Origin of the sequence: Rathayibacter rhapontici (genome assembly GCF_001995175.1) — a bacterium.
GTDB lineage: Bacteria > Actinomycetota > Actinomycetes > Actinomycetales > Microbacteriaceae > Rathayibacter.
Window position 1 is genome coordinate 1 of the sequence record NZ_MUKN01000016.1, and the last position, 14,988, is coordinate 14,988.

A 14,988-nucleotide genomic window follows, 5' to 3' on the forward strand; every position below is an offset into this window, starting at 1 on the left:
GCACGGGCACTCCGCGCACGGAGTGGAGCCGGGCGAGCGCGACTCCGGCGGCCGCCGCCGCGTCCTCGGAGGGGCGCTCGGCGAGGTCGCCGTCGCCCCACCACGCGGTGGCGGAGGCTCCGTCGCCGATCACCGCCGGCACGAGGACCGGCACGCCGTGCCCGGCCAGGGCGGCCTGCACGCGGGCGACGTCCTCGACGCGGGACGCGGCTCCCGGAGCCACGATCTTGACGACGCGGGAGCCGTCGGCGAGCACCAGTCGGCGGTGCGGGTTGTGCCGGAGGATCCGGGCCCCGTCGAGCAGGGCCGGCTCGCGGCGGGCGAGCCGGCGGAGGGTGGGCGAGAGCTCGCGGTCGGCGCGCACAGGACCGCTGACCGCGCCGAACTCGGGGTGCTCCCGCAGGACCACTCCGACGCGGGCGGCGCGCTCGCGGGTCTTCTCGAGCTTGGCCGGATCGGCGTAAGCGGCGATCCAGGACGGGCCGTCGGGCGCGTCGAAGGCGACGACCACGTCCGCTCCCCGCTTCCAGCGGCGGCGGGTGACGAGGGCGGGGTGGCCGAGCGCCTCGGCGAGCCGGCCGGGGTCGAGCAGGGGTGCGAGGGCGGGGAGGGACGGATCGCGGCGGGCGAGATCGGCGACGGCGGCGGCGGTGGCGGGGGTCATGCGCGCACCTCCGCCCCGGTCGCGGCGGCCTCGGGGGCGGCGGCCCGGCGGAACCAGGCGGCGACGCGGGAGTCGCTGCCCAGCAGCTCCTCCGGGCTGCCGTCCTCGACGATGCGGCCGTCCTCGAGCCAGAGCAGGCGGTCGGCGCCCGCGATCGCGGCCGGGTCGTGCGTGATCGAGATCGTGGTGCGCCCGCGGGTGAGCTCGGCGAGCGACTGCGCGACCTGCGCGCGCGCCTCCGGATCGAGCCCCGTCGTCGCCTCGTCGAGCACGACGACCGGGGCGTTGCGCAGGAGCGCGCGGGCGATGGCGATGCGCTGGCGCTGGCCGCCCGAGAGGGTGCCGCCGCGCTCGCCGAGCACGGTCTCGAAGCCGTCGGGCAGCGCGACGACGAACTCGAGCGCGTTCGCGCGGCGCGCCGCCTCCTCGACCTCGGCGTCGGTGGCGTCGAGGCGGCCGTAGCGGATGTTCTCGCGCACCGTCGTGGCGAAGAGCACCGAGTCCTGCAGCAGCAGCGAGATGCTCGAGCGCAGGCTCGACAGGGTGGCGTCGCGCAGATCGGTGCCGTCGATCGCGATGCGGCCGCTGCGAGGGTCGGAGGCGCGCACGAGCAGGCTCACGAGCGTCGACTTGCCCGCGCCGGACGCGCCCAGGAGGCAGACGCTCTCGCCGCCGCGGACCTCCAGCGAGAGACCCGAGAAGAGCGGGCGGCCGTAGCCGTCGTCGACACCGATCGACTGGAACGAGACGGCGCCGGTGGTCGTGACCAGGTCGCGGGCGCCCGGGCGGTCCTGCACCTCGATCCGCTCGTCGAGCAGATCGGCGACGCGTTCGCCCGAGGCGGCCGCGCGCGCGATCCGGCCGGTGTACTTCGCGAGGTCCTTCAGCGGCCGCATGGCGATCTTCAGGTACATCGTGAAGACGACGAGGTCGCCCGGAGTCATCACCCCCTCGAGCACGCGCCAGCCGCCGCCGACGAGGACCAGCGCGGTCGCGGCTCCGACGATGACGTCGGTGCGGCGCTCGAGGGCGGCCGCGAGGCGCCGGGCCTTCACGCCCTGGTGCAGGGCGGTCGCGTTGCCGCGGTCGAACGCGCCGCCGACCTCCTTCTCGAGTCCGTACGCCTGCACGACGCGGATCGCGCCGAGGGTCTGCTGGGCGGTGTCGGCCAGGGCGCCCTCGCCCTTGCGGGTGGAGCGCGAGGCGCTCGTGATGGAGGTCGAGCTGCGCCGGGAGGAGACGAGGTAGACGACCGCGGCGGCGACCACGACGAGAGTGAGCAGCGGATCGAGCCAGAGCATCACGACGGTCAGCACGACCAGGGTGATGATGTTGCCGACCAGCGGCAGGCCCGCCGTGACCGCGACCTCCTGCAGGCGGCCGATGTCGCCGACCAGGCGCTGCACCGTGTCGCCCGCCGAGGACACCGTGTGATACCGGAGCGAGAGGGCCTGCACATGGGCGAAGACCCGGGCCCGGAGCGAGGTCGCGACCCGCGAGCCGACCAGGGCGAAGGCGATCGTGGAGAGGTAGGCGGTGATCGCGCGCAGCCCCACGAGGCCCAGCAGGATCGCTCCGCACGCCACGAGCAGGCTGATGGTCGCCGGCGGCGTGCCGGCGTTCGCTCCCGCGGTCGCCCCCAGGCTCGCGCTGACGCTGTCGATCACGATCTTCAGCGGCCACGGCTCGAGGACCCGGAGGATCACCTCGGCCAGCAGGGCGACGAGGCCGCCGAGCATCAGCAGCCGGTGCTCGCGCAGGTGCGGGCGGACGATGTGGAGGCTGCGGCGCAGGGCGCCGGGGTCGGGGGTGGTGCGGCTGGTGCGGCTCACGCGGCGGCCTCCTCGGGGCGGGGCAGGGCCGAGAGGATCCGCTCGAGCACCTGCGTCCAGTCGTGCTCGGCCACGGCGGCGGACCGGGCGGCCTCCCCCATCGCGCGTCGGCGGAGGGGGTCCGCGGCGAGGGACGCGATCGCCGCGGCGAGCGCCTCCGGCCGACCCGGTTCGACGACGAGGCCGGTGACGCCGGGGCGGAGGATCGACGGGATCTGCCCGACGCCGGTCGCGACGACCGGGAGCCCCGCGGCCAGGTACTCGTACACCTTCAGCGGCGAGAAGTAGTCCTCGGCGGCGCGCGCCGGGTAGGGGGCGACTCCGATGTCGAGGCGGGCGAGCTGCGCGGGCATGTCCTCGGGCGGCACGGCACCGGTGAACTCCACATCGAGGCCGAGGCGCCGGGCCTGCTCGCGGAGGGCGGGGCCCTCCGGTCCGTCGCCGACGACGAGGAGCCGGACGAGGGCGGGATCGAGGCGGGCGACCGCGTCGAGCAGGGCGCCGACCCCGTGCCAGGGCTTCAGGGTGCCGACGAAGCCGACGGTGAGCGGGCCGTCGCCGCGCTCGGGCCCCGGCACGATCCTCCGCGTGTTGACGCCGTTGGGCACCACGAGCGGAGCGACGGCGCCGTGCACCGCCGCCCAGCGCGCGACGGGAGCGGAGACGCACGCGACGACCGCGGCCGAGGACAGGACCGCGCGGGTCGCCTCGAGCGCGCCCTGCTCGTCGATCAGCACGCGGTGCTCGCGCTGCTCCTGGACGAGCGGGGAGTTCACCTCGAGGACCGCGGGCACGCCGAGGGCGCGCGAGACGAGAGCGGAGGCGCGGCTGAAGAGCGAGTAGCGCTCGTAGACGAGATCGCAGCCGTCGAGCACCACGGCCTCGGCGAGGTGCACGGCGGCCTCGGCGATCACGCGCTCGCGCTCGGCCGGGTCCTGCACGCGCGTGCGGTGCTCGAGCACCGGGACGTCGGCGAGATCGGCCGGGACGCTGTCTCCGGCACGGGCGCAGTAGACGCGCACCTCGTCGCCGCGCACGCGGAGGGCCCGGAGGATCTCCTGGGCGTGGACGGAGGAGCCCTTGCTCCCGAACACGGGCACGCCGGGGTCGGCGCAGACGAAGGCGACGCGCATCACGCCACCGCCGTCGGAGCGGCCTCGCGGGTGAGCGCGGCGAGGGTGCGGGCCTGTACGCGGGAGTCGAACTCGCGCTCGACGAGGGCGCGGGCACGGGCGGTGACCCCGGCGGTGTCGAAGCCCGGCTCCGCCACGCGCTGGAGCGCCCGGGCGAGGTCGTCGACGCGGCCCGGCCGGCAGAGGATCCCGGTGTCGCCGTCGCGGACCACCTCCGGGATCCCGGTGACGGCCGTCGAGATGCACGGCACCCCGGTGGCCATGGCCTCCAGCAGCACGGTCGGCAGCCCGTCCGCGTTGCCGTCGGCACCGACGACGCAGGGCGCGACGAAGACGTCGGAGCGGCGCAGCAGGGCGGCCACCTCGTTCTGCGGCACCGGCCCGAGCAGCCGGACGCGCGACTCGAGGCCTGCGCAGCGGATCCGCTCGGCGAGCGAGCCGTGCAGCTCGCCGCCGCCCGCGATCTCGACCTCGACGTCCTGCCCGCCCGCGGCGAGCATCGCCACCGCGTCGACGAGCAGCGCGAAGCCCTTCTTCTCGACGAGGCGGCCGACGGCCGCGACGCGCAGCGCACCGGAGCGCTCGGGGCGCGGCGAGAAGGCGAACCGCTCGAGCTCGAGCCCGTTGTAGACGCGGCGGACCCGGTCGGAGGACCCTGGGAAGCGCGACGCCAGGTGCAGCACGTTGTAGTCGCTGACGGTCGCGGCGAAGCTCGCGTCGGCGAGCTTGCGCGCCAGATCGGCGGAGTCGACCGACTCGTGGAAGAGGTCCTTCGCGTGAGCGGTGAAGGAGTAGGGCACCCCGGTCAGCAGCGATGCGAGCCGGGCGACGGTCGTGGCGCTGGACGCGAAGTGCGCGTGCAGGTGCGTCACCCCCTCGCGGTGGACGGCGGCGGCCAGCTGCACGGCCTGCGCGGCGTCCTCGGGGCTCGCGCGCAGCAGCTCGGGCAGCAGGCGGCCGACCGCGGCCAGGAGCTCCGGCGACTGCTCGGCACTCCGCAGCCCCTGCCAGAGGGCGGACGCCTTCAGCGGCTTGTCGAGGTAGCGCACGGGCGCGCTCACCCGGGCGAGCTCGGGGTGGAAGCGGGGGTCGTCGGGCGCTCGGAGCGAGACGATCACGAGGTCCTCGCCCGCGGCCTCGCGGGCCAGGATCTCGGAGACGACGAAGGTCTCGGAGAAGCGGGGGTAGACCTTCAGGACGTAGGCGGTGCGGGGCATCGGTGTTCCTCCGGTGGGCGGGACGGGGGTCTCGGTCGGCGACGGCGCGATCCGGTTCTCAGACGGCACGGTCGGCCTCCTCCTGAGCGGTGCCGCGGGCCGCGGTGACGAGGCGGGCGGCGAGCGGGCCGACGGCGGCGAGGCCGTCGAGGTCGATCCCCGTGCGGTGCACCTCGGTGCCGACACTCGCGGCGAACCAGGCGCCGAGCCGCTCGGCGGTGACGTCGGCCGGGTCGAGGACCTCGACGGCGCCCCGGGCGGCGAGCGCGTCGGCGCGCAGCCGCTGCTCCTGGCGGCGGTGGGTGCGGGGCACGACGAGCGAGGGGACGGTGGTGCTCATCACCTCGCAGACCGTGTTGTAGCCGCCCATGCTGACCACGGCGGAGGCGCGGCGCAGCAGCGCGAGCGCATCCGGCACCGAGCGGACGACGGTGGTCGCGGGGCCGGCGGCGGCGCGGATCGCCCGCCGGTGCTCCGCCGGCATCTGCGGGCCGGTCACGACGACGTGGCGGTAGCCGGCCGGCACCTCGGCCGCGACGGCCGCCTCGGCGATCGCGCGCCCGTCCGATCCTCCGCCGACCGTGGTGAGCACGAAGGGCTCGTCGACGACGGAGTGGCCGGTGCCCAGGCGCCCGTTCGCGAGGAAGCCGGTGTGGGCGACGAGGTCGTGCAGCCCGGCCGGGATCTCCCCCGTGGCCGCCGGGTCGTGGACGGTCGGATCGCCGTAGACCCAGACCGCGTCGTAGAGCTCGCGGACGGCGGCCGCTCCCCCGACGGCCTTCCACTCGGCCGCGGTCGCCGACCGTCGGTCGAGCACGTCGCGCAGCCCCAGCACCACGACGGCGGCGGAGTTCGCCGCGCGGACCGCGCGCAGCGCCGGCTCGAGCTCGCCGTGCACGCCGAACGCGTGCCGGTCGACGATCACCATGTCGGGGGCGAAGGCCGCGAGCCCGGCCCGGACGACTCCTCCGCGCAGGCTCGTCAGGGTGCGCAGCTCCACGTCGAGGTGCCGCGCGCGGTAGCCCTGCTCGCCGGTGGTGACGCCGGGCAGCGCGAGCCAGTCCCAGCCGTCCGGGGCCGCGAACGCGGTGGCGGAGGACTGGCCCGTCACGAGCAGGCCGGTCACCTCCTCGCCGAGCAGCTCGGGCAGCGCGGTGTTCAGGGCGTGCGCCAGGGCGACGTTGCGCCGGACGTGGCCCAGCCCCACGGAGTCGTGCGAGTACAGGGCGATGCGGATGACCATGGCGTTCCCCTCAGCGGCGGTCGCGGCCGGAGCCGCGGCGGATCCTCGACCCGTGCTCACAGCCTCGAGACGCGGCGTAAGGCGGGTGTGAGACGAGGATGAGAGGCGTCTCATCTGCGCGCTCCCGGGCGGGAACAGTTCGGGCGGCCCGGGCGTTGCACGCTGCATGCCTTCGACGAGCAGCAGCACCACCGCCCCCTCCCGCGCCTCGATCGACACCACGGAGTCGGCGCGAGCCGGCTGGGAGTCGTGGCTCGCACGCCGCGCCGAGCGCGTCACCGGCCCCCGCGGCGACCTCGCCCTGGTCGAGACCCGCTGGCTCGAGCCCGGCGAGAGCGTCGACGACGAAACGGCGCTCGCCGGGTACGGCCCCACCGCGACCCTCTCGCGGATGCGCCGCCCGAACCTCGACACCGGCGAGGAGGAGTACGGCTACCGCGTCTGGGACGCCGCCTCGGAGGGCGTCCGCACGTTCGACGCCATCGAGACCTTCCCCTTCGACGCCGCCTGGGTGCTCGAGGCCTGGTTCGAGCCGGTCGACGGGGAGCGGACGATCCCGTTCGAGCACCTGCGCGACAACGGGGCCACGCGCGAGCTCGTCGTGCCCGGCGACATCACCTTCTCGCTGGTCGACGACGGCCGCGCCCACGAGTACACCGTCGCCGCGTTCGACGACGGGGGCACGCTGCTGGTGCCGTTCGGCGACCCGACGAACCGCTCGGACGACCCCGACCTGCAGAGCTACCCCGTGGGCCGCTTCCTCGTGGTGCAGCGCCTGGGAGGTGCGGCCGACGCCGGCACGCCCGGCCCGGTCCTCCTCGACTTCAACCGCGCCTACATCCCGCCCTGCGGCTTCTCGCCGCACTACAACTGCCCGCTGCCGCCGGCGCAGAACCGCCTCGGCGTGCCGGTGACCGCCGGCGAGCGCCGGGTGCTGCGCGCGGACGCCGCGTGAGCCTCCGGAGGCACCGCCCGCACCGATGAGCCGCTTCGGGCGGCGCGGCAGCTTCTGGGTGTCCACGCTGGTGCTGGCGCTCTGCCTGTGGTCCAGCGGCGCGCCCTCGGTGCTCTACCCGACGTACGCCGAGGAGTGGGGCCTCTCGCCCGTCGTCGTCACCTCGGTCTTCGCGGCCTACCCCGCGGCGCTGCTCCTGAGCCTCCTGGTCGTCGGCGACCTGTCGGACGTCATCGGCCGCCGGCGCACGATGCTGCTGGGCATCGCGCTGATCGCGGTCTCGGCGATCGTCTTCTCGCTGGCGGGCGGAGTCGCGCTGCTCTACGCCGGGCGGGCGCTGCAGGGCGTCGGCACAGCCCTCGCGCTCAGTGCGGCGAGCGCCTCCCTCGTCGACAACAACGTCTCGGCCAACCCGCGGCTGCCGTCCTCGCTGACCACCGTCTCGACCTCCACGGGCCTCACCCTCTCGCTCCTGGTGTCGGGTGCGCTGGCGCAGTACGCGCCGATGCCCCTGCAGCTGAGCTACTGGGTGCTCGCCCTGGTCGGACTGCTCACGATCGTGATGCTCGCCCTCAGCCGCGACGACCGCCCCGCGGGAGCGTCCCGCTGGCGCCCGCGGCTCCCGCACGTCGCTCCGGGACTGGGCACGGTCTACGTCGGTGCGACGCTCGCCGTCTCGGTCGCCTACGCCACCGGCGCTCTCGTGCTCTCGCTGGGCGCGCAGATGGCCCGTGAGCTGACCGGCGCGACCGACCTGCTCGTGATCGGCTCCGCCCTCGCCCTGTCCTCGGTCGTGATCGGAGTGACGGCCCTCGCGATCCAGCGCGTCCCGGCGCACACGCTGATCATCGCCGGCGCCGGCGCGGCGATCGCCGGACTCGCGCTGATGGAGTGGGCCGCGTCCAGCGGGTCCTTCGCCCTCTTCCTCGCCTTCAGCGTCGTCAGCGGAGTCGGCTACTCCCTGAGCTTCTCGGGCGGGCTCTCGCTCGTCGGCCGGGCGGCGCCCGCCGAGCACCGCGGCTCGATGATCTCGGCCGTGTACCTCGTCAGCTACCTCGGCCAGGCGCTCACGGCCGTCGTCGCGGGAGCGCTGGCGACGTCGCTCGGGCTCGAGCTCGCTCTCGACCTCGTCGCGCCGGTGGTCGCCCTGCTGTGCGTGGCGGCCGGAGTGGTCGCCCTGCTCGATCTCCGGCGGCGCCGGATCGCGGTGCGGCCCGCGAGCGCCTAGCGCCCGGTCAGCGCCGTCCGGCGCGCGACGACCTCCTCGAGCAGCACGCGCTCGTCGACCGCGCCGGTGCGGCCGCCGCGTCCCGCCAGCTGCTGCTGGCGCAGGTGGGCCAGGCGGGTGGCCGACCGGAGGAACGCGCTCATCGCCCGCGGTCGGTCGCCGCCCGCGGTCCGCGCCCAGCGCATCGCCGTCCGGCGCCCCTCCGCCGTGCCGATCATGCGCACCTCGGCGGGCGAGAGCCAGCCGGCCGCGGAGTAGTCGCCGAGCCGCTCCAGGGTGACCCGGCGCTCCTGCCGCCGCAGCAGCACGACGACCACGACCGCGACGACGAACAGCGGTACCTGCACCACTCCGTAGAAGCCGAACCAGTCCGCGACCAGGAACGACGAGCCGTTCCACAGCGCGTGCAGGAGCACCGCCGCGGCGAGGCCGAGCAGCACGATCGGCACGGCCGCCCCCGCGCGCCGCGACACGGCGAAGCCCAGCGCCGCTCCGGTGCACGAGGTGAAGAGCACGTGGGCGAACGGCGAGAGCACCCCGCGGAGGAAGAACGTGACGGCGAGCGAGCCGAGCCCGCCCTCCACGAGAGCGCTGCCGAAGTAGAGGATGTTCTCGACGAAGGCGAAGCCCGAGGCCACGACCGCCGCGTAGACGATGCCGTCGACGGGTCCGTCGAAGGTGCGACGCCAGATCAGCAGGATCAGGAGCACGCCGAGGCCCTTGGCGCTCTCCTCGACCAGCGGCGCCTGGATCACCGCGCCGACGAAGTCGGATCCGCTCGGCTGCTCCCCCGAGGCGTAGACCGCGATCTGCACGCCCAGGTCGACCAGCAGCGAGATCGCGACCGAGCCCGCCGCACCCCACAGGAACGCGAACCACAGGCCCAGCGGCGCCTCCGGCTCCCAGCGGTCGACCCAGCGCACTCCGGAGAGCACGACGAGCAGCGGCACCAGCGCGACGACCGCGCAGACCGCCGCGGCGCTCACTCCGAGCCCCAGCACCACGTAGGCGAGCACGAGCAGCAGCAGGACCCCCAGCAGCGCGACTCCGAGGGCGCCGAGCACGGTCGGGACGATCGAGGGGCGGGCGGGAGCCGGCGGCGGATAGGCGCTCATGGGGACCGACAGTAGGGCACGGGCGGCGAGCGCCTCCGGCGGTTGACAGGACGGCGCGGGCCTGCCGTGTCCGAATCCCGCGACCGCGGCGACCGTCCACGTGACAGGCTCGAGGGGTGCCCGCCACCGATCCGCTCTTCGAGGAGCGCTACCGCGCCGTCGCCTCCCGCGACGCCCGCTTCGACGGCCGCTTCATCACCGGCGTGCACTCGACCGGCATCTACTGCCGCCGAGCTGCCCCGCCACGACGCCCCGCGCCGCGAACGTGCGCTTCTACCCCACCGCGGCCGCCGCGCACGAGGCCGGGCTCCGCGCCTGCAAGCGCTGCCTGCCCGACGCCGTGCCGGGCTCGCCGGAGTGGAACCTGCGCGACGACACCGCCGCCCGCGCCATGCGCCTCATCGCCGACGGCGTCGTCGACCGGGAGGGCGTCGAGGGCCTGGCCTCGCGGCTGGGCTACGGAGCACGCCATCTCGGCCGGATCCTGCGCGAGGAGCTCGGCGCGCCTCCGCTCGCCCTCGCCCGAGCCCAGCGCGCGCAGACCGCGCGCCTGCTGCTCACCGGGACGGAGCTGCCCGTGTCGGAGGTCGCGTTCGCGGCCGGCTTCGCGAGCATCCGCCAGTTCAACGCGACGATCGCCGAGGTGTACGAGCGGACCCCGAGCGAGCTGCGCGCCTCGGCCCGCGGCGGTCGCACCGGGGTCGGAGTGCAGGCGGGCGCGACGACCCTCGAGCTGCGGCTCCCCGTGCGGGCGCCGTTCGACTCCGGCGTCCTCGACGACCTCGCGGCGTCGGCGATCCCGGGGCTGGAGGAGGGGGGCCGCGGACGTCACACGCGCTCGCTCGTACTGCCGGGCGGACCGGCCGTCGTCCGGCTCGAGGTCGACGGCGCCGCGGTGCGCTGCACGGCGGCGCTCGCCTCCGTCGCCGACATCGCGCCGCTGGTCTCGCGAGTGCGCCGCCTGCTCGACCTCGACGCCGACGCGCGCGCGATCGACGAGGCGCTCGGCACCGATCCGGTGCTCGCCCCGCTCGTCGCGGCCGCCCCCGGGATCCGGCTGCCCGGCTCCGTCGACCCCGCCGAGACCCTGGTGCGCGCCCTGCTCGCGGAGCGCCCCGCCGTCCTGGCCCGGCTGGTCGCGCTGCTCGGCGATCCGCTGCCGCCGGCGCTCGCCACGGCGGACGTGTCGCTCGCCTTCCCCTCCCCCGGCAGGATCGCCTCCGACGGCGCCCGGGTGCTCGGCGGAGCGGCCGAGGCCGTCCGCCGGGTCTGCGGACTGCTCGCCGACGCTCGCTGAGGCTGGACGCCGGAGCGAGCCGGGAGGAGCTCTCGGAGCGCCTGCTCGCCGTCCCCGGCATCGGACCGCGCACCGCCGAGGCCGTCGCGATGCGCATCACCGCGGATCCCGACGTCCTGCTGACCGGGGACCGCGGGCTCCGACGCGGTGCGGCCGCGCTCGGCCTCGCCAGCGCTCCCCTCGCCCTCGCCGCGTCCGGTCGCCGCTGGGCTCCCTGGCGCAGCTACGCCGGCGAGCACCTGCGACGCGCGGCTGCTACTGGTCTGCGGCGGGCGGGATGATCGGCAGCGCCGCCGTCATGGCCTCGATGCCGGAGAGGCGTGCGGGCGAGATCAGCCGCAGCACCTCCTCCCGCGACATCAGCCCCGCCTCGACGACGAGGTCGGCGACGTTGCGGCCGGTCGCGAGGGCCGCCTTGGCGATCGCCGCCGACGCCGTGTAGCCGATGCTCGGCGTGAGCGCGGTCACGACGCCGACGCTGGACGCCACCATGGCCTCCAGCCGCGCCGTGTTCGCGGTGATGCCGTCGATGCAGTTGACGCGGAGGGTCAGGCAGGCCTGCGTCATCCAGGTGATGCTCTGCAGGAGCGAGTGCGCGATGACCGGCTCGAACGCGTTCAGCTGCAGCTGCCCCGCCTCGGCCGCCATGGTGACCGTGACGTCGGCCCCCGCGACCGAGTACGCGACCTGGTTCACCACCTCGGGGATCACCGGGTTGACCTTGCCGGGCATGATGCTCGAGCCGGCCTGCCGCGGCGGGAGGTTGATCTCGCCGAAGCCGGCCTGGGGCCCGGAGGAGAGCAGCCGCAGGTCGTTGCAGATCTTCGACAGCTTGATCGCCGAGCGCTTCAGCGCGCTCGAGAACGACATGAAGACGCCGGTGTCGCTCGTCGCCTCGACGAGGTCCTGCGCCATCTCGAGGTCGAGATCGGTGATGTCGTTGAGGTGGCGCACCGCCGCGGCGCCGTAGCGGGGATCGGCGGTGATGCCGGTGCCGATGGCGGTCGCTCCGATGTTCACCTCGGCGAGCAGCCAGATCGTCTCGGACAGGCGTGCGTGATCCTCGCCGAGGGTCGTGGCGAAGCCGTGGAACTCCTGGCCGAGCGTCATCGGCACCGCGTCCTGCAGCTGCGTCCGGCCGACCTTCAGCACACCGCCGAACTCGACCGCCTTCTGCGAGAACGACCCGCGCAGCAGCGCCAGCTCGTCCAGCAGTCGGCGCAGCGACCAGGTCATGGCCATCTTGATCGCCGTCGGGTAGACGTCGTTGGTCGACTGGCTCCGGTTGACGTCGTCGAGCGGATGGAGGGTCCCGTAGTCGCCCTTGGGGCGCCCGGCGATCTCGAGCGCCACGTTGGCGACGACCTCGTTCGCGTTCATGTTGGTGGACGTGCCCGCGCCGCCCTGGATCACTCCGACCACGAACTGGTCGTGGAACTCGCCGTCGATGATCCGGCGGCACGCGGCCTCGATCAGCTCGGCCTTGTGCGGGGGGAGGGTGCCGAGCTCGGTGTTCGCGCGCGCGGCGGCGAGCTTGACGGTCGCCAGCGCCCTGACCAGATCCGGGTAGATCGAGATCGGGCGCTTCGAGATGGGGAAGTTCTCGAGGGCCCGGGCGGTGTGGATGCCCCAGTAGGCGTCGTCCGGGATCTCGAGCGAGCCGAGCGAGTCGCTCTCGGTGCGGGTCACGGCGGGTCCTTCCTGGTCGCTCTCGGGGAGGGTGCTCGGGGAGAGGGTCACGTCAGCTCCGTTGCTGTCGTCGTGCGGCCCCGGGGGTGCAGGGGGTCCGCGGTCTGCGCCGCCAGCCTACGCCGCGGCCGGGTCGCGGCTGCAGGAGCGGAGCGGCCGCGCGGACGGTCTGCAGGCACCTGCGCGGTCTGCAGGAGCCTGTGTGGTTCGTAGGAGCCTGTGCCGTTCGCAGGAACCTGTGCCGTTCGCAGGAACCTGTGCCGTTCGCAGGAACCTGTGCCGTTCGCAGGGGATCCGGGTTCCACGGACAGGGATCACGGGGAGGGAGGCGCTTTCCCTCCCGGATCCCCTGCAGATCGTGCGCTCATCCGCCCGGATCCCTGCAGATCGTGCGGGAACCGACCGGCGGTCACTCCCGCGCCGTGGTTTCATCGTCGCCAGGGCTCCCGCGCGGGCCGCGATGGGACACGGGACCGGAGGATCACATGCAGCAGGCGACCGCGCCCGGTCCGATGGTCGGCCTGACCACCTACCGCGAGCGCATCGTGTCGGACGTCTGGGACCTCGAGGCCCCGTACCTCCCCGCCAGCTACCTCGACTCCGTGACCCGGGCCGGCGGAGTCGCGTTGCTCCTGCCGCCGCAGCCTGCTTCACCCGAGGTCGCCCGTGCCGTCATTGACCGGATCGACGCGCTGGTGATCACGGGCGGCCTCGACATCGATCCGGCCCTCTACGGCCAGGCGCCGCATCCCGAGACCGACCTCCCCCGCCCGGACCGCGACGCGTGGGAGGACGCGCTGCTGACGGCCGCCCTCGAGGCCGACCTGCCGCTGCTGGGGGTCTGCCGCGGAGCACAGCTGCTCAACGTCGCCCTCGGCGGCACGTTGCATCAGCACCTGCCCGAGGTCGTCGGCGACACCCGCTAGCAGGCGGCCGGCGGCGTCTTCTCGCACGCCGACGTCGCGATCGCTCCCGGGTCGCGCCTGGAGGACCTGCTCGGCGTCCGGTCGCTCGTCGCGAAGGTGCACCACCACCAGGCGGTGGACCGCGTGGCGGAGGGGCTCGTCGTCACCGCGCGGACGGCCGATGGCACGATCGAGGCGGTCGAGCTGCCGGGTCGGCGCTTCGCCCTCGGCGTGCAGTGGCACCCGGAGGAGGACTCCGCCGACGACCGCCTCTTCAGCGGACTGGTCGCCGCGGCCCGCGAGCACCGCGCCCACGCGGGCGAGAGCTGAGCCGACGGGCTCCGGATGGGTACGCTCCCCTCATGACCGGCCGGACCGCGCGACTCGTCGCTCCCGCACTCGTCCTGGCGATGGCCCTCGCGGGCTGCACGCCCGGGACGTCGTCCTCCAGCTCGCCCGCCGGTCCGACCGCGGGATCGACCGCGGGATCCCCCGCCGGTCCGACCGCGGGCCCCACCGTCGGTTCCACCGCGGGCGACACCACCGGCGCGAGCACCGGACCGTCCACGCCGACCGAGCCGTCGACGCCGCGCGCCTCCGCCGAGGCGGACGGATCGACGCCTGTCTCTCCCGCCGTCCCGGCCTGCTCCCCCATCGAGCTGTACGAGCCCTGGTCGCCCGCAACTCCGATCGTGGCGACGCTCGGCGCAGTCGGATGCGGATCCCGGTCGATCGGGGTCCGGTCGAGCACGCGAGCGGGGACGCGGTCCTCGACGACGCCGGCCGACCGGTCGCGTACCTCGTCGCTCCGGACGACGTGTGGACCGTCGTCGCCGAGCGGTTCTGCCTCCACGTCGACTACATCAACGCCCTCAACCAGGTCCGGCGCAATCGCGCGTCGACCCTCTTCGCCGGGGACACCCTGAACCTCGATCCCTACGCCGTGACCAGCGTGGGATCGGAGAACGGGGTCGTCTTCGAGAACGACCCGCCCGTTCCGATGCCGCCCCAGGCGTAGCCCGAGGGGCGTCGCGAGTCGGCGCGGAACGGGCCCTGGACGCACGCCGGAGCCCGGTCCGCGGCCACTCGGCGCGGACCCGCGCGATGAGGGGACGCGGACCGGGCTGTGCGACCGGTCCGGGACCCGTCACGCGACGAGTCGGCGGCTCCCGGTCAGCGGTAGTCGCCGGTCGCGACCGCGACCAGCGGCAGCAGCAGCCCGGCGAACACCAGGAACGCGACGAACAGCCCGACGAGCCCGATCATCACCGCGTTGAGGACGATGCCCCAGATGGCCAGAGTGCGTCCGGTCGGCTCGCGGCGGAGCCCGAGGAGGCCGAAGACGAGGCCGGCGACCGGGGCGATCACCGTGAGGCCGAAGAAGACCGAGGTGACGCCGAGGATCAGGCTGGTGAGCGAGAACGGCGTCGAGGGAGCGGCGGCGACGGTGTGCGGCGGGACGCTCGGGGTCCCGTACGGCGCGGGGACGGATGCACGAGCGTCCGCGGGGCGCACCTGCCCGTCCCGCTGCGACGACGCCTCGGAGCGCAGCGACTCGCGCTCCTCGACCGCCGGGTCCGGGAGCACGGCGGTGGCGCGCATCCCGAGGTCCTCGGTCGGCTGCTCGGAGGCGGCGCTGCTGCGGGGGGTGGTCTCGTCGCTGGACATGGCTGATGCTCCTGGCTGTCGGGGTGGGCCGGTGTCTCCGGC

10 protein-coding genes and 3 pseudogenes are annotated in these 14,988 nt (G+C 74.8%); 5 read left to right on the plus strand and 8 right to left on the minus strand.

The window, feature by feature from the left end:
- From B0T42_RS06845 to B0T42_RS06865, 5 genes and pseudogenes are all read right to left on the minus strand, one after another.
- Positions 1 to 664 (minus strand): annotated as a pseudogene (locus B0T42_RS06845) (hypothetical protein); the annotation flags it as partial.
- Entirely contained in the window at positions 661 to 2,496 is a 1,836-nt protein-coding gene (locus tag B0T42_RS06850) for an ABC transporter ATP-binding protein (protein ID WP_236720163.1), read from the minus strand. The pseudogene B0T42_RS06845 and the gene B0T42_RS06850, both read right to left, overlap by 4 nt.
- Positions 2,493 to 3,629, minus strand: a complete 1,137-nt coding sequence (locus tag B0T42_RS20625) for a glycosyltransferase family 4 protein (protein WP_077222548.1) — start codon at positions 3,627 to 3,629, stop codon at positions 2,493 to 2,495. Before B0T42_RS20625 ends, B0T42_RS06850 begins: the two co-directional genes overlap by 4 nt.
- A complete protein-coding gene (locus tag B0T42_RS20630) occupies positions 3,629 to 4,846 on the minus strand; it encodes a glycosyltransferase (RefSeq protein WP_077222550.1) in 1,218 nt (405 codons plus the stop codon). Before B0T42_RS20630 ends, B0T42_RS20625 begins: the two co-directional genes overlap by 1 nt.
- Positions 4,847 to 4,904: 58 nt before the next feature.
- Positions 4,905 to 6,089 carry a glycosyltransferase family protein gene (locus tag B0T42_RS06865; protein WP_077222497.1) on the minus strand — a complete coding sequence of 395 codons (1,185 nt, stop codon included), beginning with the start codon at positions 6,087 to 6,089 and terminating at the stop codon, positions 4,905 to 4,907.
- A gap of 166 nt (positions 6,090 to 6,255) precedes the next feature.
- Here B0T42_RS06865 and B0T42_RS06870 point away from each other — a divergent pair, with 166 nt between their 5' ends.
- Together B0T42_RS06870 and B0T42_RS06875 are read left to right on the plus strand one after the other, a co-directional pair.
- Complete coding sequence (locus B0T42_RS06870) at positions 6,256 to 7,044, plus strand: DUF1684 domain-containing protein (RefSeq protein WP_077222498.1); 789 nt, start codon at positions 6,256 to 6,258, stop codon at positions 7,042 to 7,044.
- Between the two features lie 25 nt (positions 7,045 to 7,069).
- Entirely contained in the window at positions 7,070 to 8,272 is a 1,203-nt protein-coding gene (locus B0T42_RS06875; RefSeq protein WP_077222500.1) for an MFS transporter, read from the plus strand.
- Here the strand turns inward: B0T42_RS06875 and B0T42_RS06880 are convergent.
- Positions 8,269 to 9,387 carry a PrsW family intramembrane metalloprotease gene (locus B0T42_RS06880; protein ID WP_077222501.1) on the minus strand — a complete coding sequence of 373 codons (1,119 nt, stop codon included), beginning with the start codon at positions 9,385 to 9,387 and terminating at the stop codon, positions 8,269 to 8,271. The genes B0T42_RS06875 and B0T42_RS06880 overlap by 4 nt on opposite strands.
- Positions 9,388 to 9,503: 116 nt before the next feature.
- Here B0T42_RS06880 and B0T42_RS22645 point away from each other — a divergent pair.
- Positions 9,504 to 10,965 (plus strand): annotated as a pseudogene (locus B0T42_RS22645) (DNA-3-methyladenine glycosylase 2 family protein).
- On the opposite strand, the gene B0T42_RS06890 reads toward B0T42_RS22645, so the two are convergent.
- The gene (locus B0T42_RS06890; protein WP_077222502.1) at positions 10,940 to 12,424 is read right to left on the minus strand and encodes an aspartate ammonia-lyase; all 1,485 of its coding nucleotides are present in this window, start codon (positions 12,422 to 12,424) and stop codon (positions 10,940 to 10,942) included. The pseudogene B0T42_RS22645 and the gene B0T42_RS06890 overlap by 26 nt on opposite strands.
- 461 nt (positions 12,425 to 12,885) lie before the next feature.
- Between B0T42_RS06890 and B0T42_RS06895 the strand changes: the two are divergent.
- Both B0T42_RS06895 and B0T42_RS06900 read left to right on the plus strand, forming a co-directional pair.
- Positions 12,886 to 13,608 (plus strand): annotated as a pseudogene (locus B0T42_RS06895) (gamma-glutamyl-gamma-aminobutyrate hydrolase family protein).
- Positions 13,609 to 13,993: 385 nt separating this feature from the next.
- Positions 13,994 to 14,296 carry a hypothetical protein gene (locus tag B0T42_RS06900; RefSeq protein WP_077222504.1) on the plus strand — a complete coding sequence of 101 codons (303 nt, stop codon included), beginning with the start codon at positions 13,994 to 13,996 and terminating at the stop codon, positions 14,294 to 14,296.
- A gap of 155 nt (positions 14,297 to 14,451) precedes the next feature.
- On the opposite strand, the gene B0T42_RS06905 is transcribed toward B0T42_RS06900, so the two are convergent.
- The gene (locus B0T42_RS06905) at positions 14,452 to 14,946 is read right to left on the minus strand and encodes a DUF4190 domain-containing protein (protein WP_077222505.1); all 495 of its coding nucleotides are present in this window, start codon (positions 14,944 to 14,946) and stop codon (positions 14,452 to 14,454) included.
- Between the last annotated feature and the right edge of the window lie 42 nt (positions 14,947 to 14,988).